This is a genomic window from Xylanimonas allomyrinae (assembly GCF_004135345.1).
In the GTDB taxonomy this organism is placed as follows: domain Bacteria; phylum Actinomycetota; class Actinomycetes; order Actinomycetales; family Cellulomonadaceae; genus Xylanimonas; species Xylanimonas allomyrinae.
This window is the reverse complement of record NZ_CP035495.1, coordinates 1206290-1232208: the sequence shown is the minus strand read 5'-3', so window position 1 is coordinate 1232208 and position 25919 is coordinate 1206290. Positions and strand designations below refer to the sequence as shown.

The 25919-nt window shown below is 70.8% G+C and carries 25 protein-coding genes and 2 pseudogenes; 12 read left to right on the top strand and 15 right to left on the bottom strand.

The window, feature by feature from the left end:
* Nucleotides 1-267 precede the first annotated feature (267 nt).
* Nucleotides 268-1473: an IS110 family RNA-guided transposase gene (locus tag ET495_RS05595; RefSeq protein WP_129190590.1), complete on the bottom strand. Its 1206-nt coding sequence runs from the start codon at nt 1471-1473 to the stop codon at nt 268-270.
* Nucleotides 1474-1788: 315 nt separating this feature from the next.
* Nucleotides 1789-2994 carry an IS110 family RNA-guided transposase gene (locus tag ET495_RS05590; RefSeq protein WP_129190590.1) on the bottom strand — a complete coding sequence of 402 codons (1206 nt, stop codon included), beginning with the start codon at nt 2992-2994 and terminating at the stop codon, nt 1789-1791.
* A 702-nt stretch (nt 2995-3696) separates the two neighbouring features.
* Between ET495_RS05590 and ET495_RS05585 the strand changes: the two genes are divergently transcribed.
* From ET495_RS05585 to ET495_RS05550, 8 genes are all read left to right on the top strand, one after another.
* Nucleotides 3697-4677, top strand: coding sequence for a LacI family DNA-binding transcriptional regulator (locus ET495_RS05585; protein ID WP_162616532.1), 981 nt, complete (start codon nt 3697-3699; stop codon nt 4675-4677).
* 32 nt (nt 4678-4709) lie between these two features.
* Nucleotides 4710-6074 carry an ADP-ribosylglycohydrolase family protein gene (locus tag ET495_RS05580; protein ID WP_211340921.1) on the top strand — a complete coding sequence of 455 codons (1365 nt, stop codon included), beginning with the start codon at nt 4710-4712 and terminating at the stop codon, nt 6072-6074.
* 26 nt (nt 6075-6100) lie between these two features.
* Nucleotides 6101-7528 (top strand): ABC transporter substrate-binding protein, encoded by a 1428-nt coding sequence (locus ET495_RS05575; RefSeq protein WP_129203307.1) that lies wholly within the window; start codon nt 6101-6103, stop codon nt 7526-7528.
* An 8-nt stretch (nt 7529-7536) separates the two neighbouring features.
* Nucleotides 7537-8469 (top strand): carbohydrate ABC transporter permease, encoded by a 933-nt coding sequence (locus ET495_RS05570; protein WP_170220570.1) that lies wholly within the window; start codon nt 7537-7539, stop codon nt 8467-8469.
* Complete coding sequence (locus ET495_RS05565; RefSeq protein WP_129203306.1) at nt 8466-9389, top strand: carbohydrate ABC transporter permease; 924 nt, start codon at nt 8466-8468, stop codon at nt 9387-9389. The genes ET495_RS05570 and ET495_RS05565 overlap by 4 nt, the downstream gene beginning before the upstream one ends.
* Nucleotides 9390-9421: 32 nt before the next feature.
* On the top strand, nt 9422-10294 hold the full coding sequence (locus tag ET495_RS05560; protein WP_245993328.1) for a PfkB family carbohydrate kinase: 873 nt from the start codon (nt 9422-9424) through the stop codon (nt 10292-10294).
* Complete coding sequence (locus tag ET495_RS05555) at nt 10291-11292, top strand: ADP-ribosylglycohydrolase family protein (protein WP_129203302.1); 1002 nt, start codon at nt 10291-10293, stop codon at nt 11290-11292. Before ET495_RS05560 ends, ET495_RS05555 begins: the two co-directional genes overlap by 4 nt.
* 93 nt (nt 11293-11385) lie before the next feature.
* Nucleotides 11386-12348, top strand: coding sequence for an ADP-ribosylglycohydrolase family protein (locus ET495_RS05550; protein WP_129203300.1), 963 nt, complete (start codon nt 11386-11388; stop codon nt 12346-12348).
* Between the two features lie 407 nt (nt 12349-12755).
* Here the strand turns inward: ET495_RS05550 and ET495_RS05545 are convergent.
* From ET495_RS05545 to ET495_RS05530, 4 genes and pseudogenes are all read right to left on the bottom strand, one after another.
* Nucleotides 12756-14207: pseudogene (locus ET495_RS05545) on the bottom strand (ATP-binding protein); the annotation flags it as partial.
* Between the two features lie 184 nt (nt 14208-14391).
* Nucleotides 14392-14817: pseudogene (locus ET495_RS05540) on the bottom strand (bifunctional DNA primase/polymerase); the annotation flags it as partial.
* Between the two features lie 184 nt (nt 14818-15001).
* Entirely contained in the window at nt 15002-15748 is a 747-nt protein-coding gene (locus tag ET495_RS05535) for an ABC transporter permease (RefSeq protein WP_129203298.1), read from the bottom strand.
* A 60-nt stretch (nt 15749-15808) separates the two neighbouring features.
* A complete protein-coding gene (locus tag ET495_RS05530; RefSeq protein ID WP_245993326.1) occupies nt 15809-16345 on the bottom strand; it encodes an undecaprenyl-diphosphate phosphatase in 537 nt (178 codons plus the stop codon).
* Here ET495_RS05530 and ET495_RS18485 point away from each other — a divergent pair.
* The 3 genes from ET495_RS18485 to ET495_RS17550 are packed head-to-tail and all read left to right on the top strand — an operon-like array spanning nt 16316 to nt 17728.
* Nucleotides 16316-16576 (top strand): hypothetical protein, encoded by a 261-nt coding sequence (locus ET495_RS18485; RefSeq protein ID WP_245993325.1) that lies wholly within the window; start codon nt 16316-16318, stop codon nt 16574-16576. The genes ET495_RS05530 and ET495_RS18485 overlap by 30 nt on opposite strands.
* Before the next feature lie 55 nt (nt 16577-16631).
* Nucleotides 16632-17600: a sensor histidine kinase gene (locus tag ET495_RS05525; protein WP_129203294.1), complete on the top strand. Its 969-nt coding sequence runs from the start codon at nt 16632-16634 to the stop codon at nt 17598-17600.
* Nucleotides 17567-17728, top strand: coding sequence for a hypothetical protein (locus ET495_RS17550; RefSeq protein WP_162616375.1), 162 nt, complete (start codon nt 17567-17569; stop codon nt 17726-17728). The genes ET495_RS05525 and ET495_RS17550 overlap by 34 nt, the downstream gene beginning before the upstream one ends.
* Before the next feature lie 19 nt (nt 17729-17747).
* On the opposite strand, the gene ET495_RS05520 is transcribed toward ET495_RS17550, so the two are convergent.
* From ET495_RS05520 to ET495_RS05480, 9 genes are all read right to left on the bottom strand, one after another.
* Entirely contained in the window at nt 17748-18767 is a 1020-nt protein-coding gene (locus tag ET495_RS05520; RefSeq protein ID WP_129203292.1) for an IS3 family transposase, read from the bottom strand.
* Nucleotides 18764-19183 (bottom strand): transposase, encoded by a 420-nt coding sequence (locus tag ET495_RS18060; protein WP_211340920.1) that lies wholly within the window; start codon nt 19181-19183, stop codon nt 18764-18766. The genes ET495_RS05520 and ET495_RS18060 overlap by 4 nt, the downstream gene beginning before the upstream one ends.
* 46 nt (nt 19184-19229) lie before the next feature.
* Nucleotides 19230-20012, bottom strand: coding sequence for a hypothetical protein (locus ET495_RS05510; protein ID WP_129203290.1), 783 nt, complete (start codon nt 20010-20012; stop codon nt 19230-19232).
* Nucleotides 20009-20542 carry an RNA polymerase sigma factor gene (locus ET495_RS05505; RefSeq protein ID WP_129203288.1) on the bottom strand — a complete coding sequence of 178 codons (534 nt, stop codon included), beginning with the start codon at nt 20540-20542 and terminating at the stop codon, nt 20009-20011. The genes ET495_RS05510 and ET495_RS05505 overlap by 4 nt, the downstream gene beginning before the upstream one ends.
* Before the next feature lie 91 nt (nt 20543-20633).
* The gene (locus ET495_RS05500) at nt 20634-22505 is read right to left on the bottom strand and encodes an ABC transporter ATP-binding protein/permease (protein WP_129203286.1); all 1872 of its coding nucleotides are present in this window, start codon (nt 22503-22505) and stop codon (nt 20634-20636) included.
* Nucleotides 22498-23628: a peptidoglycan-binding domain-containing protein gene (locus ET495_RS05495; RefSeq protein ID WP_129203284.1), complete on the bottom strand. Its 1131-nt coding sequence runs from the start codon at nt 23626-23628 to the stop codon at nt 22498-22500. The genes ET495_RS05500 and ET495_RS05495 overlap by 8 nt, the downstream gene beginning before the upstream one ends.
* A 63-nt stretch (nt 23629-23691) precedes the next feature.
* Nucleotides 23692-24291: a hypothetical protein gene (locus ET495_RS05490; protein WP_129203282.1), complete on the bottom strand. Its 600-nt coding sequence runs from the start codon at nt 24289-24291 to the stop codon at nt 23692-23694.
* An 11-nt stretch (nt 24292-24302) separates the two neighbouring features.
* A complete protein-coding gene (locus tag ET495_RS05485; protein ID WP_129203280.1) occupies nt 24303-24512 on the bottom strand; it encodes a hypothetical protein in 210 nt (69 codons plus the stop codon).
* Between the two features lie 262 nt (nt 24513-24774).
* Complete coding sequence (locus tag ET495_RS05480) at nt 24775-24972, bottom strand: MmcQ/YjbR family DNA-binding protein (RefSeq protein WP_129203278.1); 198 nt, start codon at nt 24970-24972, stop codon at nt 24775-24777.
* Between the two features lie 195 nt (nt 24973-25167).
* On the opposite strand from ET495_RS05480, the gene ET495_RS19635 reads away from it, so the two are divergent.
* Nucleotides 25168-25812, top strand: coding sequence for an alpha/beta fold hydrolase (locus ET495_RS19635; RefSeq protein WP_425471231.1), 645 nt, complete (start codon nt 25168-25170; stop codon nt 25810-25812).
* Nucleotides 25813-25919 lie beyond the last annotated feature (107 nt).

The following is a 25919-nucleotide window of genomic DNA, read 5'->3' as shown; positions in this document are numbered from 1 at the left end:
TGGTCGACCGGCAGGACGTCTCGGCATCCACATTACGAGCGACCTGAGCGGCGCCGACGCGCCCCTCTAGCCTTGCCCCTATCAGCGATGACGACCTGCCAGCCGAGCCCGGTGACAACACCCCCAGATCATGTCTCGCGACAGGGGGCAGCAATCATGCCGGGCCCGGCGGCCACCACGCGCATCCTCACGCGGCAACCCGGTCAAGAACCGGAGCCTCGCAGGACCCGCTAGGAAGTAATGGGGTGCCCCTATCTCCTTCGGGTGTCAAGCGGCGGCGGGTCGGGTGGCTGTGGGCGGGTCGTAGAAGGCGCCGTCGCGGAGCATGGCGAACAGGACGTCGCAGCGTCGGCGGGCGAGGGCGAGTAGGGCTTGGGTGTGGGTCTTGCCTTGGGCGCGTTTGCGGTCGTAGTAGGCCCGGGACCTGGGGTCGCGGAGGGCGGCGAAGGCGGAGAGGAACAGGGCGCGTTTGAGGATCTTGTTGCCGCGCCGGGAGGTGTGCTCGCCGCGGATCGATGACCCAGAGCGCCAGGTCACGGGGGCAAGGCCGGCGTAGGCGGCCAGGTGCCCGGCGGTGGGGAAGGTCTTGCCGACGACCTCGGTCAGCAAGCGGGCCGCTGTCCTGACTCCGACTGCTGGCATCGAGGTCAGGACTGGGGAAAGAGGGTGGGCCTCCACGAGGGCCTCGACCTGTTCGGCGACGTCGTCACGTTGTGCGCGCAGCAGCTCGAGCTGCTTGGCCAGGCGGGGGATGACGGCCCCGGCCGCGTCCGTGCCCGCCACGACGACGGTCTGCTCGCCCAGGGCGGTGAAGACCGTCTCGGCCCACCGCGCCCCAGCCCTGGGGGCGCGCTTGCGCAGACGGTCGGCGACCTGCCTCTTGCCGGCCTTCTGGAGCGCGGCGGGTGTGCCCCAGCGGGCCAGGAGGTCGACCATCGCGGGGTGGTCCAGGTGCGGGCCGACCGCTCGTTCGAGGGCGGGGTGGATCTGGGTGAGCAGCCCGCGGATCCGGTTGGTCACTCTCGTGATCTCGCCGGTCAGGTCGTCGTCGAAGCCGCACAGCATCGTCAGCTCGGCGACCTGCTCGTCGCCGAGGTCGACGCTGCGCAGAGTGTGCGGCATCGTGCGGGCCGTCTCCGCGATGATCAGCGCGTCGCGGGCGTCGGTCTTCGCCTCTCCGGGGTGCAGGTCCGCCACACGCCTCATCGTCAGGCCCGGCAGGTAGCCGACGGTCACACCCTGGGCTTGGGCGACCGCGACGGGCAGCGCGCCGATCGTGGCCGGCTGGTCCACCACGAGGAGGACCCGGCCGCGGTCCATGAGCGGCTCGAGCAGCGCCCGCAGCCTCGCCTCGGAGTTCGGCAACGGCTTGTCGAACAGCCTCTCGCCGGCCTTGTCGAGGGCGACGGCGTGGTGCTCGCCCTTGCCGACGTCCAGGCCGATGAAGACCGCGATGTCGTCGTACCCGACGATCTGCGAGACCACCTGTGCATCCTCCCAGCCGAACCGACACGAGGCGGTGGTCGACCGGCAGGACGTCTCGGCATCCACATTACGAGCGACCTGAGCGGCGCCGACGCGCCCCTCTAGCCTTGCCCCTATCAGCGATGACGACCTGCCAGCCGAGCCCGGTGACAACACCCCCCAGATCATGTCTCGCGACAGGGGGCAGCAATCATGCCGGGCCCGGCGGCCACCACGCGCATCCTCACGCGGCAACCCGGTCAAGAACCGGAGCCTCGCAGGACCCGCTAGGAAGTAATGGGGTGCCCCTATCTCCTTCGGGTGTCAAGCGGCGGCGGGTCGGGTGGCTGTGGGCGGGTCGTAGAAGGCGCCGTCGCGGAGCATGGCGAACAGGACGTCGCAGCGTCGGCGGGCGAGGGCGAGTAGGGCTTGGGTGTGGGTCTTGCCTTGGGCGCGTTTGCGGTCGTAGTAGGCCCGGGACCTGGGGTCGCGGAGGGCGGCGAAGGCGGAGAGGAACAGGGCGCGTTTGAGGATCTTGTTGCCGCGCCGGGAGGTGTGCTCGCCGCGGATCGATGACCCAGAGCGCCAGGTCACGGGGGCAAGGCCGGCGTAGGCGGCCAGGTGCCCGGCGGTGGGGAAGGTCTTGCCGACGACCTCGGTCAGCAAGCGGGCCGCTGTCCTGACTCCGACTGCTGGCATCGAGGTCAGGACTGGGGAAAGAGGGTGGGCCTCCACGAGGGCCTCGACCTGTTCGGCGACGTCGTCACGTTGTGCGCGCAGCAGCTCGAGCTGCTTGGCCAGGCGGGGGATGACGGCCCCGGCCGCGTCCGTGCCCGCCACGACGACGGTCTGCTCGCCCAGGGCGGTGAAGACCGTCTCGGCCCACCGCGCCCCAGCCCTGGGGGCGCGCTTGCGCAGACGGTCGGCGACCTGCCTCTTGCCGGCCTTCTGGAGCGCGGCGGGTGTGCCCCAGCGGGCCAGGAGGTCGACCATCGCGGGGTGGTCCAGGTGCGGGCCGACCGCTCGTTCGAGGGCGGGGTGGATCTGGGTGAGCAGCCCGCGGATCCGGTTGGTCACTCTCGTGATCTCGCCGGTCAGGTCGTCGTCGAAGCCGCACAGCATCGTCAGCTCGGCGACCTGCTCGTCGCCGAGGTCGACGCTGCGCAGAGTGTGCGGCATCGTGCGGGCCGTCTCCGCGATGATCAGCGCGTCGCGGGCGTCGGTCTTCGCCTCTCCGGGGTGCAGGTCCGCCACACGCCTCATCGTCAGGCCCGGCAGGTAGCCGACGGTCACACCCTGGGCTTGGGCGACCGCGACGGGCAGCGCGCCGATCGTGGCCGGCTGGTCCACCACGAGGAGGACCCGGCCGCGGTCCATGAGCGGCTCGAGCAGCGCCCGCAGCCTCGCCTCGGAGTTCGGCAACGGCTTGTCGAACAGCCTCTCGCCGGCCTTGTCGAGGGCGACGGCGTGGTGCTCACCCTTGCCGACGTCCAGGCCGATGAAGACCGCGATGTCGTCGTACCCGACGATCTGCGAGACCACCTGTGCATCCTCCCAGCCGAACCGACACGAGGCGGTGGTCGACCGGCAGGACGTCTCGGCATCCACATTACGAGCGACCTGAGCGGCGCCGACGCGCCCCTCTAGCCTTGCCCCTATCAGCGATGACGACCTGCCAGCCGAGCCCGGTGACAACACCCCCCAGATCATGTCTCGCGACAGGGGGCAGCAATCATGCCGGGCCCGGCGGCCACCACGCGCATCCTCACGCGGCAACCCGGTCAAGAACCGGAGCCTCGCAGGACCCGCTAGGAAGTAATGGGGGGGCACCCAGCCGGCACAGTTGACCGGGATGTCCAGCGGGCCGGTCACCTCGACCGTGTGCCGATCACAATCCAGGGCCTGGTCGCGCACCGCGAGGATGTGGTGGGAACCCGCTCCGGCGAGTCGGATGGCCGCTTCACGGCCGGTGCCCGCTCGCGCCCGTGACCGGCGCCACGGGCGGCCGGTCTGTTCAGGGACGGGGACCATGGCTCGCCTTGGACGACCCGGAGCGCCACCCCTCATTGGCGGCGCCAACGTCGTCGCGAGGTGTTGACACGGCCTCGCACCTACCCCATTATGTGCGCGCCCAAGGAGTTAGATCGTTTTATATAGAACGATTTGGTTCGTTTTGAGACAAGGGAGTTCGCTGTGGAGGTCGGCCTCAAAGAAGTCGCGCGACGTGCGGGTGTGAGCGTCGCGACGGCGTCCAACGCGCTGTCGGGCACGCGCCCGGTCGCCGAGAGCACACGGCAGCGTGTCTTCCGCGTCGCGGAGGAGCTCGACTATCACCCCAACCTCATCGCACGGGGTCTGCGACGGCAGGAGACGAGGACGATCGCGCTCTTGGTCGCGGACATCGCCAACCCCTATTACCCCGCGGTCGCGCGCGCGATCCATGACCGGGTCGGCTCGCACGGCTACGTCTCGTTCATCGGCAACACGGACGGTGATCCGCTGACCGAGGTCCGTGTTCTGGAGGAGATGCGCTCGCGCAGCGTCGACGGCGTCATCATGAGCACGATGTCGCTCTCCGCCGAGCGCATCCGCAGCGTGCTGGGTCCGACGATCCCGCTCGTGTTGCTGACCGGGGAGCCGCCCGAAGGCCCCGACGGCTCCCCCCGCCGGATCCTCGCCGACGAGGTCAGCACCGATGACGAGACGGGGGTGCGCGAGGCCGTCGCCCACCTGCTCGACCGTGGGAGGCGTGCGATTGGCTTCCTGAGCGGACCGGACGCGACCGTTCCCGGTAGCAACCGGCTCGCCCACTTCCGCGCCGCGATGGCGGACCATGGCGCCCCCGTCGTTGAGGCGTGGGTCGAGCACGCCACCGGCTACACCATCGACGGCGGCTTCGCCGCCGCGGAGCGCCTGTTCGCGCGCGCCGACCGCCCTGCCGCCGTGATGTGTGCCAACGACCAGATCGCGATCGGGGCCATCGAGGCGGCGCGCGACGCAGATCTCGCCATCCCGGAAGACATCGCGATCGTCGGCTTCGACGACATCCCGACGTCCAAGCTGCTCAGCCCACGGCTCACCACCGTCATCAACCCCGCCACGCTCATCGGCTACGCCTGCGCCGACGCGCTGATCCGCCGCATCGAGCACCCGGCACGACCGTTCGACCGGTATGCGCTGGCGACTCACCTTGTCGTGCGCGGCTCAGCCTGACCACGTCCACCACCCGAAGGGAACCACCCGCAGTGACTGACACCAAGGCCCTCGATCTTGCCCTCAGCCCGGCCTACAGGTCGGACTTCTTCAACCCGCTCTTGCCGCACGAGCTGTTGCACGACGAGGTCGTCCAGCGCCGTGAGACCGGCTACGACGTCGACGCGTTCGTCGCCGAGGCGAACGCGACCGACCCGACCGACCGTGACGCGGTCCTTGCGATCGTCGACCGCATGGCCACCGCCCCCCGCCTCGCAGGCTGGGCCTACGACGAGCCCGACGAGATCGTGCAGATCGAGGCGTCGCTGGTGGCCAAGCCTCGCGCCGGCGCCATCCCTGAGGTGCGACTGCGCGACCAGATCCACGCGGCCTGGCTCGGGCGGATCGTCGGCTGCAATGTGGGCAAGCCGGTCGAATGGGGGTTCCACTGGACCTCGGACCACATCCGCGACTACCTCGTCCTGGCCGACGCCTACCCGCTGCGCGACTACGTGCCCCGGCTCGACCCGATGCCCGACGGCTTCGTCCTGACCGACTGCTGGCCGCAGACCACCCGAGGCAATGTCGACGGGGGAGCGCGCGACGACGACATTGACTACGCGATCCTCGCCCTGCACCTTCTGGAGACCCACGGCGCCGCCTTGCGCCCGCAGGACGTCGGCGCCGCATGGACCCGGCTGTTCCCAATCGAGCAGGTCTTCACCGCCGAGCGCGCGGCGTACGTCAACCTCATCGAAGGGCTGGCCCCGCCGCAGGTCGCGCGGCGGCGCAACCCACACCGCGAGTGGATCGGCGCGCAGATCCGCGGCGACGTCTTCGGCTACGTCCACGCCGGCGACCCCTGGGCCGCCGCCCGGCTCGCCTTCCAGGACGCCTCGCTCTCGCACGTGGGCAACGGCATCTACGGCGAGATGTGGGCCGCCGCGCTCGTCGCGGCCGCGTTCTCGGCGTCGTCGGCGCGGGAGGCGGTGACCGAGTCCATCGCCGTCGTCCCGCCGCAGTCCCGGCTCGCCGAGGCCCTGCGCCACGTCCTGGCGTTGCGAGAGGCGGACGTCACCTGGGAGGAGGCGCTCGCCGCAGTCCAGGGGGCGTACGGGCACTACTCGTGGGTTCACACGATCAACAACGCCGCAGCGGTCGCCGTCGCGCTGCTGTGGTCCGACGACGACTTCACCACAGGGGTCGGTCGCATCGTGATGAGTGGCTGGGACACCGACTCCAACGGCGCGACCGTCGGCTCCGTCCTCGGCATCCTGACCGGCGTCGCGGGTCTGCCTGACAACCTCGTCGTCCCCCTCGCCGACCGCACCAGGTCCGCGCTCTTCGGGTTCGACAACTCGCGCATCTCCAACCTCGCCGAGCGCACCACCCGCCTGGCCATCGACGGCCTGAGCTGACCACTGATCACGAAGGAGTGAACACGATGAAGCACCACATCCCGCTGCGCCCTGGTCGACGTGCCAGCGCCCGCCGCCGCAGGCTCGCCGTCGGTGCGGTCGCGGCCTTGGCCGCCCTCGCCCCTACCGCGTGCTCCAACGACGCCCCGGCGCCGGCAGCGAACCTGACCGGGGAGCCGAGCGGCACACTGACGTACTGGTTCGCCCCGTTCACCCCTGACGCCCAAGGAGTGGCCGACTGGAAGCGCTTCAACGTCGACCCGTTCGTCGCGCTGCACCCCGATGTCGACCTGCAGACGGTGCAGAAGGGCCTCAACGTCCTTGACCGGCAACTGCAGGTGGCGCTTGCAGCGGGCACGGGCCCTGACCTGATCATCGCGCCCGGCGTCACGAACCAGATCGCGTACGCCCAGGCCGGGTTCCTTCACGACCTCACCCCGTTCGCCGCTGAGAACGCGTGGAGTGATCATCTGCTCCCGTGGGCGCAAGAGATCGCCACCGCCGACGGCAAGCTCGTGACGCTGCCCCAGTCGTACGAGACGCTCGTGCTGTTCTACAACAAGACGCTCTTTGCCGAGCACGGCTGGGTCCCGCCGACCAACCGGCAGGAACTGGAGCGCCTGGCCGCCCAGATGACGGCGGCGGGTGTCACGCCGTTCGCCGCGGGCAACTCTGACTACCCCGCCGGGACCGAGTGGCTGGTGAGCGCGCTCCTCAACTCCGTCGCAGGCGCCGAGAAGGTGCACGACGCTCTCTCCGGGACTGTTCCGTGGACCGACCCCGCTTTCGCTCAGACCATCGACCTGCTCAAGGAGTACTTCGACGCCGGGTGGTTCGGTGGCGGCGTCCGCCAGTACTTCGCGACCACGGACCCGGTGAAGTACGCCCAGTTCGCCAGCGGTGAGGCCGGCATGTACATCTCTGGGACGTGGGAGTTCGTCACGCTGCCGGAGTTCTTCGACCAGTCCGGCGCCGAGTTCGACTGGGCGCCGGTGCCGCCCTTGGCCGATGGCGTCCCGACGACCTTCCCGCTGTCGGTCGGTGGGGCGCTTTCCGTCAACGCGAACACCAAGAACCCCCTGGCCGCCCAGACTTACCTCGACTGGATCCTCAAGGACTCCGAGACGATGTGGGCACAGGTCGCGGCGACCGGCGCCAACCCGATGCCGGTGACGATCGACGACGCCGACATCCCGTCCGAGGTCGACCCTCGCTTTGCCCGCGTGTACACCTCGCTCTCCGAGGCGAGCGAGGCCGGGCTCGTGGGCTACACCACCTGGACGTCGTGGGGCGCGCAGTCCAACCAGTTCATCGTCGACAACACCGACAAGGTGCTCAGCGACGTGATGACCACCGAGACGTTCCTCCAGGGCCTTGACGCCGCGTTCCAGGAGGACCTGCGGCGTGGCAACGTGCCCGCGGTCTTCTCGACCGGGAAACCCGCCGCGCGATGAGCACGGTTATGACGGCACGCTCCATCCCCGCGACCGCGGGCGAGGCGCGCAGTCGCGCCCGCGGTCGGAGCCAACGGCGCGGCACCGTCGTCGCGCTCCTGTTCCTCTCTCCGGCGTTGGCGGTGAACCTTTTGGTGGTCGGCGGCCCGTCGATCTCCAACCTGTACTACGCCTTCACCGACTGGACCGGCTTCGGTCCGGCGACATTCACCGGCTGGGACAACGCGGTGCGGCTGGCCCACGACCAGGCGTTCTGGAACGCGCTGCGCCACAACGCGATCTACATGGCGTTCTTCCTCTCGGTCCCGATCTGCATGGGCCTGTTCGGCGCGTTCGCTCTGTCGCGCATTCGCCGTGGCGCGGCGCTGTTCCGCGTCCTGTTCTTCATCCCGTATCTGATCGCGAGCGTCGTCAACGCCGCGATCTGGAAGAACATTCTCGACCCGCAGGCCGGGCTGGCCGCGGCGCTCAACCAGGTCGGCGTCCACTGGCTCGACGACGTCTATTTCTTCGGTGACACGAGGCTCGCCCTCGGCAGCGTGATGTTTGTCGACAACTGGCACTTCTGGGGCTTCCTCGTCGTGCTGTTCCTCGCCGCCATGACCAATATTGACAACGCCCGCTACGAGGCGGCTCGCATTGATGGGGCCAACGCCTGGCAGGAGTTCTGGCACGTCACGCTGCCGGGCATCCGCCCGACCCTGGTCTTCGCGCTGACCATCATCTCGCTGTGGTCGCTGCTTGCGTTCGACTACGCCTACGCCCTGACCGGCGGCGGACCCGCGGGGGCCAGCGACCTCGTCTCGCTGCTGGTCAACCGGACGGCGTTCGGGGCGAACGAGGCCGGCTACGCCGCCTTCATGGGCCTGACGATGTCGGCGCTAGGCGGAGTCCTGCTCGTCATCATCGGCCTGCTACGCCGCAAGGAGGATCAGTCATGACCGCGATTACGACCGGACCCGGGGTCGTGGCGGCCCCCGGGCGTCGCCGACGTCGGCGACGCCGCGCCGATCACGACGGGGGCGTCGCCGAGCGGGCGGGCGGACTGAGGCGGACCCCGATCTCGTTCACGCTCCTGGTCGTGCTCGCGCTCTTCGCGATCCTGCCGGTGCTGGTCCTCGTCTTCAACGCGTTCAAGTCAGACACGGAGCTGGCCACCAACCCGCTGGGGTTCCCGTCCACCTGGGAACTGTCCAACCTCGCCACCGCGTGGTCGCTTGGCCGACTGGGCCAAGGCCTGCGCAACAGCGCCGTGCTGGTCGCGGGCACGGTCGTCGGGGTGTGGGTCTGCGCGGGGATGGCGGCGTACTCGTTGGCGCGTCTGAACGTGCCGTTCAAGCGTGGCATCTCGACGTACCTGCTGGTCTGCATCTCCCTACCCGCCCAGATGTTCCTCGTCCCGCTGTTCTTCCTCTGGACGCGCCTGGGCCTGTACGACAACCTGTTCGGCCTAGTCCTCATCTACGTCGCGCTCAACACGCCATTCGCGACCCTGCTTCTGGAGACCTTCCTGGTGGGGATCCCCAAGGAGCTCGACGAGGCGGCCCGCCTTGACGGCGCCAACGAGTGGCAGGTCGCCACCAAGGTCATGCTGCCGCTGGCCCGCCCGGGATTCCTCACCGCCGGCCTCGTGGTGGGGCTCGCGGTCTACGGTGAGCTCTTCTTCGCGGTGATCTTCATGGCCTCGCCGGACAACTGGCCGATCTCGGCCGCGTTCCTGCAGTTCCAGCAGGGTTTCACCAGGCTCTACGGCATCCAGAACGCCGCCGGTCTCGTCATGGTCCTGCCCGTCATCGGACTCTTCCTGTTCATGCAACGCCGCTTCATCAGCGGCCTGGCCTCCTCGGGAGTCAAGGGATGAGCGGCCGGGTGGTGGTCGTAGGGAGCGCGAATATGGATGTCGTCACCCGTGTCGCGCGCATCCCCCGACCGGGGGAGACCGTGACGGCGGAGTCGCTCACCGCCTTTCCTGGCGGAAAGGGGCTCAACCAAGCTATCGCGGCGCGTCGTGCAGGCGCCGCCACCGTCTTCGTCGCCGCGCTGGGCGCCGACGAGCACGGGGAGACCCTCGCCCAAGTGATCCGCGCCGAGGGGATTGACGACAGCGCCGTGCGCCGCCAGGAGGGTCCGACCGGGACCGCCTTCGTCACGACCGAGGCGTCGGGCGAGAACAACATCGTCATCGTGGCCGGGGCGAACGACGCCCTGCGCGGCCTGACGGACGGCGACCGGGCGCTCATCGCGGCGGCCGACGTGCTGGTCTGCCAGCTCGAGGTTCCCGACAGCGTGGTGCACCAGGCGATCGCGGTCGCCCGCGCGAGCGGAACGCGGGTGGTGCTGAACCCCGCGCCGGTGCGCACCGTGCCCGCGGTCGTCCTCGCGGACGTCGACGTGCTCGTCGTCAACGAGCACGAGGCGCAGCACCTGGGCGTCCGCGACCTGCGCGTGCGATGCGTCCTGACGACGATGGGTGCGGCAGGTGCCGAGCTGGACGTCCGGGGGTCTGCGCCGGTGCGGATCGAGGCGCGTCCGACGGTGGCTGTGGACACAACCGGCGCCGGCGACACCTTCGTCGGCGTCTTCGCCGCCGACGTCGCCGCTGGCGCCGGGTATGAGGCCGCGGCACGGCGGGCGGCGATCGCCGCATCCCTGTCCGTCGAGTCCCACGGCGCCGTGCCGTCCATCCCGACACGGGCTGACGTCGACGCCGCGATGGCCGCGCCATGCCACGCGGCGCCGACCACTGAGAAAGGAATGCCCCTGTGACGCCCCCTCTTCGCAAGCGCATCCATGGCGCCGTCATCGGCCAGGCCATCGGCGACGCCCTCGGTGCGCCCACGGAAGGCATGACGCGCGCCCAGATTCGGGAGCGTTGGGGGCGCGTCAGTGGCTTCCTCGCCGCCGACCCCGCCGGCACCGACGACACCGAGTACGCGGCCCTGACAGCGCTAACACTGCTGAAGTACGGCACCGACCTGACCAGCGCCGACGTCGCACGCGAGTGGCACGACGCACTCGTCGACCAAGCCACACCGTTCGACGGCGGAGGGTTCTCCGAGATGGAAGCCATCCATAACCTGGAGCGAGGGCTGCGGCCCCCGGCCTCGGGAACCGACGGCCATGAGCAGTGGAGCGACGGCTCGGCGATGCGCGTCGCGCCCATCGGTGCGTACGCGGCCGGCGACCCTGGGCTCGCCGCGCGCCTGGCGGCGGTCGATGCGGCGGTCAGCCACGCGCGCGATGGCATCTGGTGCGGGCAAGCGATCGCCGCAGCCACCGCGGTCGCCATCGAGGCGGACGGCTGGTCGCAGGTCGTCGAGGCGGCCGTCGCCGCGACCCCCGCGGACTCGTGGTCGCGGAGGATGCTCGTGCGTGCGGTCGACATCGCTCAGGGTTCTGGTTCCGACGAGGAGCGGCTCGACGAGCTTGAGCGCCGGATCTCCCTGTCCCACTACCCCTGGGCAGACACCGCTCCCGAGGCGACCGCACTGGCACTGGGTGTCTTCGCCGTCGCCGAGGGCGGGTACGTCGACTCGGTGCTGGGGGGAGTCAACATCGGGCGTGACGCCGACACCATTGCAGCAATGGCTGGGGCGCTCGCCGGGGCGCTCCACGGCGTCGACGCCATCCCTGGAGAGTGGACTCGCCGTCTGGGTCCGCTGCGCGGTAGCTGCGTCGCGGCGATGGCGGGTGTGGACCTGGGAGACCTGGCAGACCGGATCTCTGACGCCGTCGAGACAAGAAGGGCCACGAAGCATGCTTGAACCCCTGACCCACGCGCACGGCGCCCTGCTCGGCCTCGCCGCTGGCGACGCCTCGGGCTTCCCCGCTCGGTATCACCAGACGGTTGCCACCGGGTGGCGTCGCGACTTGCTGTGGACGCAGGCGCGCGAGCTCGACAAGCACCGGGTCTCCAAGTTCCCCTGCCCTTCACGCTCTCGGCCCCGCTCGACAGGGCGACCTTCTCGGCGACCGACGATGCAGAGCAGGCCGCGCTCGCCGCCGCGGTACTGCTCCAGGCCATCGGTGCCAGCTCCGGTGAGCCGCAGATCGCCGACATCTTTGAGGCATGGCGGTCCATCGTCCTGCCACAGGCCGACGGTCTGTGGGGTTCGGTCGCCGACCGCTCCGCGATCCGCAACGCCGTCGAGGGCTTGACGCCACCGGCGACCGGAACCGACAACCCGCACTTCTACGACGACTCATCCGTCGCCAGAGCCGTGCCGGTCGGCATCGTCTACAGCGGAACGCCCGACCAGGCCGCCCGAGTCGCACGCCGGCTCGCGTCGGTCACGAACGACGGCGTCGGCGTGGACGCGGCGGCGGCCTTCGCCTCGGCCATCGCCGTCGCGACCTCCGGCGGCTCGACGGCTGAAGCGGTCGCCCGAGCCATCGCCGCGATCGACGGCGACTCCTGGCTGGGACGCAAGCTCGCGCTCGCCGAGTCGATCCTGCGAGAGAGCGAGTCGCTGATCGACGCGATCCCCGACTGGAACGACCAGGTCGCGAACCTGGAGTACAACTTCGGGAACATCGCGGCGGAGACGCTCCCGCTCGCCCTGATCATCGCGCGCGAGTCGGCTTCCTTCGCCGAGGCGATCGGTGTCGCGAACCTGATGCCCAAGCAAGCCGACACCATGCCGGCGATGGTCGGATCGCTCCTCGGCGCGGTAGCGGGTGTCGAGGCGATTCCGCCCGCCTGGCGCGAGCGGGTTGAGACTCTGCGCGGCTATGGCGTGCCGTCAACCGCCGGAGTGCGGCTGCTCGAGGTCGCCAAAGAACTGGTCCGGGTGCGCTCAGACCGGGCGATCTCGGCATAAGGGACCGCAGCGAGTGACTCCAACGGGTCCCATTCTCGCGGTGGCGTCACGGCACGCCGGTGGGGTGTTCGAGCAGATGGGTGAGGGTGTCCAGAATCGGCATTGCTGACCACGCGTTGAGTCGCGAAGGTCACGAAGCTGGACGCGAATCTGGACATCCTCACGATCTCACTCGACGTGCAGGCTATAGACGCAGTGAAGAGACACCTCGGGTGCGTCCAGCACAGCCCGCGGTCGAGCCCAGGCCATCGAGAGACCGGGTGAAACGCGTGAAGCCTTCCCTGCCGCCGCGCTCCCCCTGGCCGCGAGCCCTCGGCGTTGTCCGCTCGCGGTGGGACCCGGTCCTCAAGTGGGAGGGGCTTCGTGGTCAGGTAGGGCAGAGATGAAGCGTCACCGGTCTGGACGTCGAGGCGTGCATCTGTGCCGAAGAGTGCGAGCTCGTCGGGGACCATCTGGTGGGTGACGAGGAAGGATCTGTCGCGGATTCGCCAGAGTGCTTGCCCGCGCGCGAGTTCGGGCAGGAGTCCGCGCTCGGTTCGGGTGAGTCCGAGCGTGGTCGCGGTGGGGCCGAGCTGGTCGGTCTCCTGGCGGTAGATGACGCGGGTCTCGGCGTTGGCGAGAAGTGAGGACGCGAGGGCGCGTGCCGTGGAGCCGTGGTCGCCGACGTTGTCGAGGTCGGAGAGCTTGTGGAAGACGAGGACGTTCGCGATGCCGTAGTGGCGGGCGAGCCGCCAGTGGGCGTCCATGCGGCGCAGGAGGGCGGGGTGGGCCATGAGCCGCCAGGCCTCGTCGTACAGGACCCACCGTTGGCCGCCGTCGGGGTCGAGGAGCGCGGACTCCATCCAGGCTGACGCGCACGTCATGAGCAGGGACAGGGCGGTGGTGTTCTCGGCGACGGCGGACAGGTCGAGGGTGACCATCGGGGCGGTGGGGTCGAAGCGGACGGTGGAGGGGCCATCGAACATGCCGGCGAGGTCGCCGGCCACGAGGCGGCGCAGGGCGTGTCCGGCGAGGCGCCCGTCTTCGGTGAGGGTGGTGTCGTCGGGGGTCAGGAGCCGGTCGACGACCATGGGCAGGATCGGGACGGTCGCGGCGGCGACGGTGTCGGTGAGCGCGACGTCGAGGGCGGTGTGCTCGAGCGGGGTCAGGCGTCGTTCGAGGACGGTCTCGGTCAGGGCTCCCACGAGGTCGCGGCGGCGGGCGGCCACCTGAATGCGCCACTGGTCGTCGTCGAGGCCGGTGGGGCGGGGGCCTTCGTCGAGGGGGTTGAGGCGGTTCGGGGAACCGTGGCCGAGCTCGATGGCGATGCCGCCGACGGCGCGGGCGACGACCGTGTGCTCGCCCTTGGGGTCGCCGGGGACGTAGACGCGGCGTCCGAACGGGAGCGAGCGGGTGCACAGGGACTTGGCGAGGGCAGACTTCCCGGCGCCGACGATGCCCGCGATGACCATGTTCGGGGCGGTGATCAGGCCGCGCTGGTAGAGGACCCAGGGGTCGTAGACGAACGCGGACCCGGAGTTGTGGTCTTGTCCGATGAACACGCCGTCGGCGCCGAGGCCGCCCTCGGCGAGGAACGGGTACGCGCCCGCCCACGTGGCGGAGGTGTCTTGGTGCTGCGGCAGGCGCAAGCGGCCCGGGGTGCGCAGCGCGGCGGGTCCGGGTTCGCCGGCTGCGGGCAGGTAGCGGGTCGCGCGTCGGGCGGCCAGGTCGGCCGCGTGAGTGGTGCGCGCCGCGGCCCGCGTCTCGGCGAGGCTGCGGGCTGCGACGGCGTCGGCTGCGGCCCGGCGGGCTCGTCGCCGGCCACGGCGTTCTCCGGCAGGGGTCACGAGCACGGAGGCGTGGACGCGGTCCTCGGTCACGGCATGGGCCCCGTCGCGTCCGCCGTGACCTCCGGTCGGTAGGGCGCATGGGGGTGATCGTCGCCGTCGGCCCGTGGTCGACGCCGTGGGTGATGGGTGGGTCGGTGTGCCAGGCGATGCGGCTCGACGCGCTGGCTGCCTCATACCCGCCGTCCCCGCGGAAGTCGACGTGCGTGCGCGGCGACTGCCACGACCGCTGTTCAACCCCCGCAGAGTGCGGGAAGTAGGCGTGGATCCCGCCCGAGGGCGTGCGCACCACCACCGACCACCCCGCCACCAGGCCGCCGCGGCGGGCCCGCTCGAACGCCGGGAACCCCGACGAACCCGGGTGCAGGTCCACATCGACGACGTCGAACCCCGACCGCTCACCGGTCGGCACGCCGATGTTCGCGTCCGGACGACGCCGCCACCACGCCGCGACCTGGTCGACGTCGGTGGTCGCGTCCAGGAACACGCGCTGCGTCAGCGGCTGCTTACCCGTCGGCGCGCACGGAAACACCGGCACCCCGGCCCGCGCCAGCGAGGTCGCGGCCTCCGGCAGCGACGGCGCGGCGGCGGCACGACGCAGCGGTGAGAGCCGCGACGAGGTGAGGTCGGTCGGTGTTGACATGCCCACCACGCTCGACCGCCACCGTTACCGCGAACGCACGGCGTACGGCACCACGTACGGACCACGTACGTCCGTGCGACTGGCGTCAGTGCAGGTCAGGCGCCGTACGTGAGGCGCTCGCGCAGGACGCGCCTCGACCTGAGTGTGCGTCGCGGAGGCGCTGTCCAGATCGCAGTGGGCCTGCTCAGCCCGGGGGTGCCATAGGTCTGGTCGGGGTCGGCGCGATGGCGGTCAGTAGCAGGACGGCAGTCACGGCCCCTGCGGCGAGAATGGCAGCAAGCACGACGATCTGGAAGCGTCCGGCCTCGACCGGAGATGCGCCACCGAAGATCGCGCCGACGAACGCCCCCGGCAAGGTGACCAGCCCGGTGGTGCGGGTCTGGTCGATGGCCGGGACGAGGGCCTCGGCGACAGACTCGCGTGCGATGACCGCCGTCGCCTGTCGGCGTGTGGCCCCGAGTGCGAGCCAGGCTTCGACCTCGGCCCAGCGCAGGCGGAGACTCGATGCCAGCCGGCGTCCCGCGAGCGTGGCCGTCGTCATGGACCCGCCGATGACGATGCCTCCGAGCGCGAGCGTGTACCGGGGTGTCGCGTCGATGGCGCCGGTGCCGAACGCCGTGCCGAGTGCAACGGCCACGCCGACGCCCATCGCTGCGACGACGGGAACGGCTCGTGACGGGCCCAGTCCGAGACGGCGTGCCACGGTGATGGACGCGACGGCGAACATCACGGTCATCGCCAGGGCCACCCAGCGTGCGTCGCCGATGACGCCGCGCAGCACCAGGCTGATCGCGGCGAGCTGCAGGGTGCCGCGCAGCACGGCCTTGCCAGGCGCCCACGGTCGCGGCACCCGCGCCCACCACAGCACCGTCGCCGTGATCACGACCAGGAGTGCTACTCCGGCCACGGCACGGACGAGCGTCTCAGTCATGGCCACATCCTGACGCCGGTCGGTACGCCGACGTGCGCCGGGGGTGGAGTGTGCGTCGGGTCATGTCGCGCTGAGGGCGCCGGTGCTGAGCAGCACCGCGACCGCGGTGGCAAGACCGACCCGGTATCCGGCGAACACGCTGATCAGGCGGTGCACGACCAGCCGGAGGAGCCACGCGATCGACGCGTAGGCGACGGCGAAGCTCACGAGCGTCGCGAGAACGGTGGCACCCCAGCCGACCGACGCGCCGACGTCTGAAGCGCTGGTGGCTGCCTCGTACCCGCCGGCGGCCACCAGCGCAGGGATCGACAGGAAGAACGAGACGCGTGTGGCGACCACGCGGTCCAGGCCACGGAAGAGTCCGGCACTGATGGTGGCGCCCGAGCGGGACACACCCGGCACCAGGGCCAGGCACTGCACCAGCCCGATCACGACGGCGTCGGTGAGCGTGAGGTCTCCCTCGGTCCGGTTCAGCGTCGCCGCACGCTCGGCCAGCCACATGACGACGCTCCAGCCGGCGAGCGCCGCGACGACCACCCACAGGTTGCGCAGCGGTCCAGAGACGACGTGCCGGGTCGCGAGCCCGACGACGCCCACCGGGACCGACCCGACGACCACCCACCACGCGAGCCGGCCCAGGGCCTGCTCCCCGACTCCTGGGACGCCGTGCTGCAGTTCCTGCCGAACTCGGCGGCTTCCGCGTTCACCACGGTGCATGCTGCCAGCGCCGACGTCCTGCCTGGCCCGGTTGCCGTCGTCGTCCTGGTCGCCTGGGTCGTGGTGGTCGTCGGCGCGAGCGCCGTCCTGGTCCAGAGGCGCGACGTGTGACGGCGGGCGCCGGTCGGTGGACCCGAGCCGTGACGCGGGACGTACCGTGAGGCCCGTGTCCTGGACGACGGCGCGCGCGGTGGCGCGGGCGGGCCGCGGCGAGCTGATCCTCGCCGCGGCCCTCGCCGTCGTCTTCCTCGTGCTGCCGCTCGTGCTGCGCCCGTACGCGCCGGCGATCGGGTCGCCGACCTGGGTCGACGTGGTCCTGACGGTCGTCAGTGCGACCGCCCTGACGCAGCTGCGGCGGCACCCCGCGGGCACGCTCGCGGTCACGGCCGCCGCGACCTACACGGGGATCGTGAGCGGTCACGTCGTGAACCTCGCCCAGGTCGCGATGAGCGTCGCCGTCTTCGGCTACGCGCTCGCCCGGCCGCCGCGCAAGGCGATCATCGCCGCCGGCGCGGCCACGGTCATCTTCGAGGGGCTCGCCCTCGCGACCGCGTTCGCGAGCGACGGCCTGCTGCGCCGCGAGGACGTGGTGCTGTGGCTGTGGACCCTGACGGCGATCGCCATCGCGATCCGTAGCCGCCGCGACACGGTCGCCGCGCTCACGGACCGGGCCGTGCGCGCCGAGCAGGGGCGTGAGGAGGCCGCGCGGCGCCGGGTCGCCGAGGAACGGCTGCGGATCGCGCGCGAGCTGCACGACGTCATGGCCCACCACGTGTCCGCGATCAGCGTCCAGGCGGGGATGGCCGAGCACATGCTCGGCCGTGACGAGCAGGTCGTCGCCGACGCCGTGCGCAACATCCGCACCTCGGCCAAGACCGTCCTCGGCGAGCTTCACTCCGTGCTGGCCGTGCTGCGCCGCGACGGCACCGCCGTCGACGCGGTGACGGCACCGGTGCGCGGGCTCGACTTCGGCTGGGCTGGCTGGCGGCCGAGGTTTTCCATCGGTCAGCACGACTTGACCGGGACGGAGCCGGGTCCGCACAGGGGTGGCTGCGGGCTCGGTGCGGTGTCGACGGTGCCCCATTCGAGGATCGTGGTGCGGTGGATGAGCTTGCCGTCGCGGCCGGGTTCGTAGTCGCGGACCTCGAGGAGCGCACCCTGGTCTGGGTCGACGACGATGATCTCGTGGCCGAGTCGGTGGCCCCACTGGACCTCGATCGCTTGTCCGCGTCGGCCCGCGGCGGTAGTTGTCAAGTCAAGTGAGACGTTTCCTGCCTGATTTCTACGCGGGCAGGCGTTGTCTCTCGGGGTCGTTGGTCGTCACGCGGGCGGGTAGCTCGGGTGGCACTGGCCGCCGGTGGAACCGCTCGGGGTGTGCGGTGTACGCCTGGTCGAGGGTGGCCTGCCTGGCGACGCGGATCTGCTCGGCGGTGCCGTGGTGGACGGAGGCGGGGGTGAGTAGCCCGATGCCCGAGTGGCGGTGCTCGTGGTTGTACCAGGTGATGAACTCGTCCATCCAGGCGCGGGCGTGCCCGATCGAGGCGAACCGGGCCGGGTAGTGCGGGTCGTACTTCATCGTCTTGAACTGGGCCTCGGAGTACGGGTTGTCGTTCGAGGTCCGGGGCCGGTTGTGCGAGCGGCGCACGTCGAGGTCGACGAGCAGGGACGCCAGCGGCTTGGACGTCATCGCGGCGCCGCCGTCGGCGTGCAGATACCGCGGCGGGTGGCCTTGCTCGGTGACGATGTCCTGGACCAGCTCGGCGGCCAGGTCCCCGTCCTCGACCGTCTCGATGCGCCACCCCACGATGTAGCGGGAGAAGATGTCGATCACGACGTACGCGTGGTACCAGACGCCCTTGGCCGGACCCCGCAGCCTCGTGATGTCCCACGACCAGACCTCCCCGACGCCGGTCGCGACCAGCTCGGGGACCACCCGTGGCGGGTGGGTCGCCTGCCGGCGTCGTTCCCGGTTCATCGCCGCGGCGGACAGGATGCGGTACATCGTGCGCGCCGAGCAGTAGTAGCGGCCCTCGTCCAGCTCCATCGCCCACACCTGCGCCACCGCGAGGTTCGCGTACCTGTCGCTGTTCAGCACGGCCAGGACACGGTCCCGCTCCGCGGGCGTGAGCTCGGCCGGCTGATACTGCTTGAGCCGCGGCCCGTGCATGCGCGGCTTCGGGTTCGCGTGCCGGTGATGCGTCGCCCGCGACCTGCCCACCAGGGCACACGCCCGCACGACACCGACCAGCGGGGCCAGCTCGTCGACGGTCTCTGTCTTCCAGGCGGTGACCTGGGCCTTCATCGGGCGTTCTTGCTCGACAGAGCCTCCAAGAACGCGACACCTTTTCCCAAGACCTCGAGCGCGGCCTCACGATCCGCGATCACCTTGTCCTTGACGGCAGCCTCGGCCTCCAACCGCTTGACCTGCCGCTCGAGCTCGACGATCCGCGCCTGCTCCGCATCACGCGGCGCACGGCCCCGCCGCGCCGACGAGGCGTCCAGGGTGCCCGCCGCGATCGCCGCCCTCCACTCCAGCACATGCGAGTCGTACAAGCCCTCACGGCGCAACACCGCACCCTTCGACCCCCGCGGGGCCGCGTCGTACTCCGCGACGATCCGCCGCTTGAAGTCCGCGGTGAAGACCCGCCGCTTGGGCCGATCCGCCCGAGGGCCCTCCTCCTCGACCACCATGGTCGAGACGCTACCGAACTGCTCCATGCTTCTCCGATCCCCGCCCAGCCTCATCAGACCCGGACGTCATGTCTCAGAGAAGCCTGTCAGAGAGGGCGGCGTCGGTCTGCTCGCCGAGGAGGCGGGCTTTCCCGATGTCGGCGAGGACTTCCCAAGCGGCCTGGCGCTGGGCTGGAGAGAGCGGGTCGGTCCACAGTAGTCCGAGGACGGTGTCCCAGACGGTGTAGTCGTCGCCGTAGGGGCGCCAATCGATGCGTTGCAGGATGCGGCGGCGCAGCTCGTCGGGGTCTGTGGGGAGCAGGGCGATCTCCTGGGCGGTCATTCTCAGGTCGCCGCCGAACCGGGGCGGGAGGTCACCCTCGACGGAGCTGGTCATGTCTCGGACCCGGATGAGGTTCGGGTCGAGCGTGTCGGTGCCCTTCTCGGCGGCGGCCATGGCAGCCGGGAGGCTGTCGCGGATGAGCATGCGGGTATCGGACTGCCAGAGCTCCCAAGTGGTCTGTGGCAGGTTGGGGTATTGGACCTGGGAGCGAACGTGCCAGTACTGGCCGTCGCCCAGGCTGACGGTCGCCGCGGCCGCGGCGGTGTCTCGTAGGACGCTCTCGGCTGTCGCGGGGCTGGCGGCCCCGAAGACCGCGGCGAGGGCGACCGCGATCGCGCCGAGCAGGGCGGCGATGCGTGCGCCCAGGCGCCTGCGTGGGAAAGGCGCGGCCCCCGTGGGAGGGGTCGACGTGATGCGTTCGAGCAGCGCCTCACGTCGGATCGCTTCGGTTGCGGATCTGGTCGAACCGGGCGGCACGGGGTTCATCTCGGCCAGTGCCCGCATCACGTCGTCGTCGGAGAGGTGGCGGTTCATCGCGGGCTCCTTTCGAGCGACGGGATCATGGGGGCGGGTTCTCCTTGTTCAAGGAGGTGTTTGAGGCGCCGTCTGGCGCGTGTCAGGCGCATCGAGAACGCGGGCCGCGGGAGGTGCAGGGCGGCGGCGGCTTCGGAGACGGTCAGGCCGTCCCACGCGATGAGCGCTAGGACCTCCCGATCGCGTCCGGGGAGCTGAGCCCAGGCAGCGCGCACGTCGAGAGCGGTCTCGACGCCGCCGACCTCGTCTTGGGTGTTGGTTCGCTCGTTGTCGAGCCGGGCATGGAGCTCGTCTTCCTGGTTCTGTGCGCGGTAGCGGTCGGCGACGAGGTGACGGGCGATGCCGAACAGCCAGGGTCGAGCGGGTTCGGGGGCGTTGTGCCATGCGTTCCAAGCCCTCGCGAAGACCTCGGCGGTGAGGTCGTCGGCGAGCTGCGGGTCGACCCGCCGGGCGAGGTAGGCATGAATGTCGTCGTAGTTCGTGCGGAAGCAGCGCGTGAACGACGCGTTCTGCAGTGCCTCGGGCGGCATCAGACGCTCCTCTCGCGTGACGCCCTTAGTTTCGCCTGCCCGGTCCTGCGGCCCACGGGCGGCGCGCTCCGAGTCGTGCGAGACGGCGCCTTCACGAGCGCACCGCGTCGGCGGGCTCGATCCGGGCGGCGTGAACCGCGGGCGCGACCCCGCCGACGAGGCCGAAGAAGAGCGCCCCGGCGAGTGGTACCGACAGCAGGCGCAGGTCGAAGACGGGCTCCCAACGGGCCGTGATGGTCACGGCGAGGATCGCGACCAGCCCGACGAGCAGTCCGATGACGGCCCCGAGAAGGGAGCGGGCGGCGCACTCTGACGCGACAATGACCGCGATCTCGCCTCGGCGTGCTCCGAACGCCCGCCTGACGCCGAGCTCGGCTCTGCGGGAGGTGATGCCGAGCAGGTTGACGAAGACCACGGTGCCGAGCCCGGCGAGCGCGGCGACCACGGCGAGGACCTGGAGGCTGACGCCGACGGAGTCGGTGAGCGCGCCGGCGAATGCCTCGGGCCCGAGCACGGGATCGATGTCGATGCGTGCCTGTCCGAACGGGTCGGCGAGCGGCTTGAGCACGTCAGCGACTTGGCGTGCGCCACCGGGGACGGTGGTTACGAAGAGGGTCGCGGAGAGCGATCCGGATAGGTGGGAGAGGGCGTCGTCGGAGACGAAAATGGTCCCGGCTGCGGTTCCGGTTCGTTCGGAGTCGAGGAGTCCGACGACACGCAGGCGCTGGCCGGCGACGGTGATCTCGGGTCCGGCGTCGATCGACGCGAGGCCGAGGCGGCGCGCGAGGGCTGAGCCGACGAGGGCCTCACCGGAGGTGAGACGGTGCTCGGTGTGGGGCGCCCACGCGATCGTGGTGCCGCTCGCTGCGCCGGGTGTGGCGGCAGTGGTGACGACGTCGGCAGTGCCGGTGACGTAGTCCCCGATCGCCACGGGGAGTTGCTGATACAGGGTCCACAGTTCGGTGCCCGTGACGCCGGGGAAGGAGCGCACCTCGGCGACCCGGACGTTCCAGGGGATGGTGGCGTCTTCGCGGCTGAGGCTTGCGGTGACCTGGGCTGCGCGTTGAGCGTCGAAGAGGCCGGTGACCTGCGCGGCCGCGCTCTGTGAGAGGCCGAGCGCGGTGACGGTGAGTGCGACGGCGATGCTGGCTGCGACGACGCCTGCCCGGGCGCCGGGGGTGCGGGCCCGGAGCATGGTCGCGCAGGTGCGCAGCGCCCGGACGAGCCCGAGCGTCCGGCGGGCGGGGGCGTTCGGCGGCGTCAGCGACTGCATACCGCGGTTGCTTCCACCGAGGTCGGAAACCACGCGACCGTCGCGGAGCGTAACCGTGCGGCCGAGGCGGGCGGCGATGTCGGGCTCGTGGGTGACGACGATAAGGGCGGCGCCAGCGTCGGCGGCGCGCGCGCGCAGCTCGTCGATGATCAGGACGGACTGCGCGCTGTCGAGATTGCCGGTCGGCTCGTCGGCCAGCCAGAGCTGTGCCCGACGCACCAAGGCGCGCGCGATCGCCGCGCGCTGCATCTCGCCGCCAGAAAGCGTCCGGGCGAGCGCGTCGGCTTTGGGGCCGAGCCCGCACCGCTCGAGCGCGTCCCCGACGCGGGCGTCGGTGTCGCGCCGGTCGGGTGAGTACTCGATGCCAATGCCGACGTTCTCGGCGACGGTGAGCGACGGGAGCAGGTGGGCGCGCTGGAACACGAACGCGAGATCGGCGGAGCGCAGGTCCGAGCGTGCGCCGTCGTCGAGGCCGCTCACGTCGACCCCTCCGAGCATGATCGACCCGGACGAGGGCTTGTCGAGCAGGCCGAGGACGTTGAGGAGTGTCGACTTCCCCGAACCGGACGGGCCGACGATCGCGACGACTTCACCGGGGTCGACGTCGAGGTCGACTCCGGCGACTGCGACGGTGCCGTCGGAGAACCGGCGCGTGATGCCGTGCAGCGAGATCAGGGGCGCGTCAGCCAAGACGCACCTCCACCCCGGCCTTGAGCGTGGGCTCGTCTCCAACGGGCTGAACTGCCGCGACGGCGCCCTCGACGCCGACGACCTTGACCTGGACCTCGCGGAACGTGGCGCCGTCACGGAGCTGAACCGCGTCCGCACCGCCGCGTGACACCACGGCAGCGACCGGGGCGAGGAGCATCTTGTCGGCCTGCGCGGCAGGGTTCTCGATCGACAGCACGTACGTCGTCCCCGGCTCCACGGCGCCGGTCGGTGCCCAGAGCACGCGCATCTGTCCGTCGGCGCCAGACGTGAGGGACATCAGGACCGCGGTGCCGGCCTTGCCGTCGGCGTCCGTGAACGTGCCCGTCGCACCCGCCGCCAGTGACCCGATCGACTCGGGCGGCAGGTCCGCCGTCAACTGCGTCGCCCCGGCTGCGAGCGTCGCGACGGGCTTGCCCGTCTCGACGGGCGTGCCGACCGCGAGGACGGACGTCACCGTCGCCGGGAGCGTGGGCGTGAAGACCAGCTCGGCCGCATCGACAGAGGTCTGCGTGCTCGGCGGCGCAGGCGGCGTCGCGCCGTCGCCCGGCGTGTTTCCGCCCCGCGCGCTCCCGGTGTCGGCGGTCGGGCTGGACGCCGCAGTGGGCGCGGTGAACCCGACGTGCTTGTATAGCTGCCGAACCGCGGTGAGCGTCCGCGCCCCAAGCACGCCGTCGGCCCGACCGGTGAGCAGGCCCGCGTCGATCAGAGCTTGCTGGAGCATCCTGACGTCGTCGCCCGAGTCGCCCGCCACCAGGTCCCGGTACAACGGGAACGAGCCCGTCAGGACGATCACGGGCCTACCGTTGACCCGCGCCAGCGATGCTCCTGCCGTCACAGAGGCCCCCGGTACGAGGTCGCTCGCCGTCACGACACCGGTCAGCGTCGCCGGGGCGACGACGTCGTGGACGCCGCTCTGCCCGGCGGTCACCGACATCGTCACCGCGCCGTGCAGGTACCCCTCGCGCAGCGGCGCGACGACAGGCACCGGAGCGGGCGGCTCGGCGCGCGCTGCGACCTGGTCCGGAGAGACCATCTGCTGGGCCAGAGCCCACCCGCCGCCGATGAGCAAGGCCGCCGCGACGACCAAGCCCACGACCCTCACGCCAGTGCGCTTCTTGCGTGCCACGTCTCAGCCCCGCTCTGCGACGACGGCGTCGACGTTCTTCTAGTGCTCCTGGTAGCCCGCGCGCGCGGCCTCGAACTCCTTGAGATTCGCGCCGATCGCCGTGAGCTCACCCTGCGCGCGCAGCCGCAGTTCGGTCCCGTAGTAGTCGACCTGTGCGCGGCACCTGGCGTCCGCGACGGCGACCGTCCGCTCCTGGTTGGTCAGCGGCACACCAGGGTTGTCCGCCTGGCCGGGACGCGCGACCACCGAGGTCGGCGGCATGTCGCTTGGGTCCGCAGGAAGATCAACGAGCCCGACCGGAGCCATACACGTGCGCCAGTCCGCGATCGCCTTCTTCGCCTCCGGCGCCCCGTCCAGCGCGTTCCAGCCTGCCGTCTCGATGTCGTTGAGCAGCCGCTCCGGTGCCTTGCCAACACGCTCGTTTGCCTTCGCCGCACACGACGCCATCGTCTTCTGCAGCGCGTCCGTCACAACGACATCGGCCGGGATCCCCTCAGCGGCCGGCGGGCGCTCACGCAGGAACGGGTACCCGCTCGCCTGGGCGGTCGCCTCGTCGAGCGTCCACTGGCCGGTGCGCGGGTCTGCGCCGTCCCACCGGCTGTCTGGAGACTTCGGCGTGTACTGCACCACACCGTTCAAGCAGTCCTCAATCAGGAGGTCGCGGGCGTAGAGATCAGACGGGTCTTTTTGAACCCAGGCACGAGCGCGTACACCGGCGTGAGCGTCGCGTCGGCGACGCGGTACCCGTAGCGTCCAGCGACGGCGTCGGCGGACATGGCAGACGGTGCGGCCTTTGAGCACGCAGCGGTCGCCGCGACCGCGGCGAGCACGAGGAGGGACGTGACGGCTCGAGTTCTCATGCCCACTACGTCGGGACAGGGCGAGGATCGCAACACCCAAGACATGTGACCTGCGCCACGCGCGTGAGGATGTCCAGAGGCCTCGTGCCTCGTCCGGCGACGAGTCCTTACCCAACCCGTTCCCCCGGTGTTCGACCAGGGCGACTTTGCCGCTGCCCTGGACCACGACCGGCTGGTGGTCAAGAAGTTCGTCACGCCCGCCCGCCTGTACCGCACGACCTGGGCGAAGGTCGGCAAACAGACCCTGCCCATCAGAAAGCCGCTACCCGACGACCTCCGCGAAGCCCTCGACAAGATCGATCAAGCCGCCGCCTTTGAGGGTGAACACCTCGGCGAAGATCCGGCCGCTGTCCATCGTGGGGGCCTTGAGTCGGACGGCGGAGTGTTCGGGGCCGAACGGGTGGTCGAGGTACGCGCCCGGCATGGCGAGGCAGTAGTCGAACATCTCGTCTGGGGTCATATCGGCAACGTTATCGAGGTGGCCGTGGCGAGGGTCCCGCGTCGCGGCGAGCCCGGAGCCTGGGGATGGTGGTGGGAGTTCCCGGGTCCGCTCGCTGGGCGCTGTCTGCGGCCGGGGGTCGTGCCCTCGTACAGTGCTGCGGTGGGGTTCGCGAGGCGTGAGGTGGTCACCGACGACGGCGTGACGGTCTCGTTCATGGTCTTCGACGGGGCAGGGCCTGCGGTGGTCGTCCTGCACGGGCTTGCGGGTAGCGCCAGCGAGATGGTCCCGACCGCGCAGGCGCTCGAGGGCCGCAAGGTGGTGCTGGTCGATCTGCGGGGTCACGGACGCAGCACCCGCCGGCCGGGGGATCTCTCCCGTGAGGCGTACGTGCGCGACGTCGTGCGGGTCATCGAGCGCGAGGCGAACGAGCCGGTGGACCTGGTGGGCCAGTCGATGGGGCGCACACGGCGATGCTCACGGCGGCCGCCCGGCCGGACCTGGTGCGCAGGCTTGTGCTTCTGGAGTGCGACGAGGGCAGTGGCACGCCCGCTGGCCAGGCCAGGCTGGGGGACTTCTTCCGTTCCTGGCCGGTGCCGTTCGCGAGCCGAGAGTCGGCGGTGCAGGTGCTGGGCGGGGGCCCGCTGGCGCGGTCGTGGGCTGCGGACCTCGAGGAACGCGCCGGAGGGCTCTTCGCGCGGTTCGACGCGGATGTCATGGAGGCGACGATCACGGCGGTGGCCGTTCCGCGGTGGGTCGAGTGGGAGAGCGTGGACGCGCCCACTCTCGTCGTCTACGCCCCTGACGGGATGTTCAGCGAGGACCAGAAGGCTGCGTTCGTGGGACGTGGTCGCCGCGTGACGCGCGTGGACCTTGCACGGGGGTCGCACGACGCCCACCTGGATGCCTTCGAGGAGTGGGCGCATGCGCTGACGGGCTTCCTTGACGGGGCCTGCGAACCCGCGGCG

Bases quoted from the DNA above. Each gene is read 5' to 3' on its own strand.
- ET495_RS05505 (WP_129203288.1), bottom strand. From the start codon at position 20,542: ATGCCGCCCGAGGCACTGCAGAACGCGTCGTTCACGCGCTGCTTCCGC.
- ET495_RS05535 (WP_129203298.1), bottom strand. From the start codon at position 15,748: ATGACTGAGACGCTCGTCCGTGCCGTGGCCGGAGTAGCACTCCTGGTC.
- ET495_RS05570 (WP_170220570.1), top strand. From the start codon at position 7,537: ATGACGGCACGCTCCATCCCCGCGACCGCGGGCGAGGCGCGCAGTCGC.
- ET495_RS05480 (WP_129203278.1), bottom strand. From the start codon at position 24,972: ATGACCCCAGACGAGATGTTCGACTACTGCCTCGCCATGCCGGGCGCG.
- ET495_RS05565 (WP_129203306.1), top strand. From the start codon at position 8,466: ATGACCGCGATTACGACCGGACCCGGGGTCGTGGCGGCCCCCGGGCGT.
- ET495_RS05510 (WP_129203290.1), bottom strand. From the start codon at position 20,012: ATGAACCGCCACCTCTCCGACGACGACGTGATGCGGGCACTGGCCGAG.
- ET495_RS05520 (WP_129203292.1), bottom strand. From the start codon at position 18,767: ATGAAGGCCCAGGTCACCGCCTGGAAGACAGAGACCGTCGACGAGCTG.
- ET495_RS19635 (WP_425471231.1), top strand. From the start codon at position 25,168: ATGGTCTTCGACGGGGCAGGGCCTGCGGTGGTCGTCCTGCACGGGCTT.
- ET495_RS05560 (WP_245993328.1), top strand. From the start codon at position 9,422: ATGGATGTCGTCACCCGTGTCGCGCGCATCCCCCGACCGGGGGAGACC.
- ET495_RS05485 (WP_129203280.1), bottom strand. From the start codon at position 24,512: ATGAGAACTCGAGCCGTCACGTCCCTCCTCGTGCTCGCCGCGGTCGCG.
- ET495_RS05575 (WP_129203307.1), top strand. From the start codon at position 6,101: ATGAAGCACCACATCCCGCTGCGCCCTGGTCGACGTGCCAGCGCCCGC.
- ET495_RS18060 (WP_211340920.1), bottom strand. From the start codon at position 19,183: ATGGAGCAGTTCGGTAGCGTCTCGACCATGGTGGTCGAGGAGGAGGGC.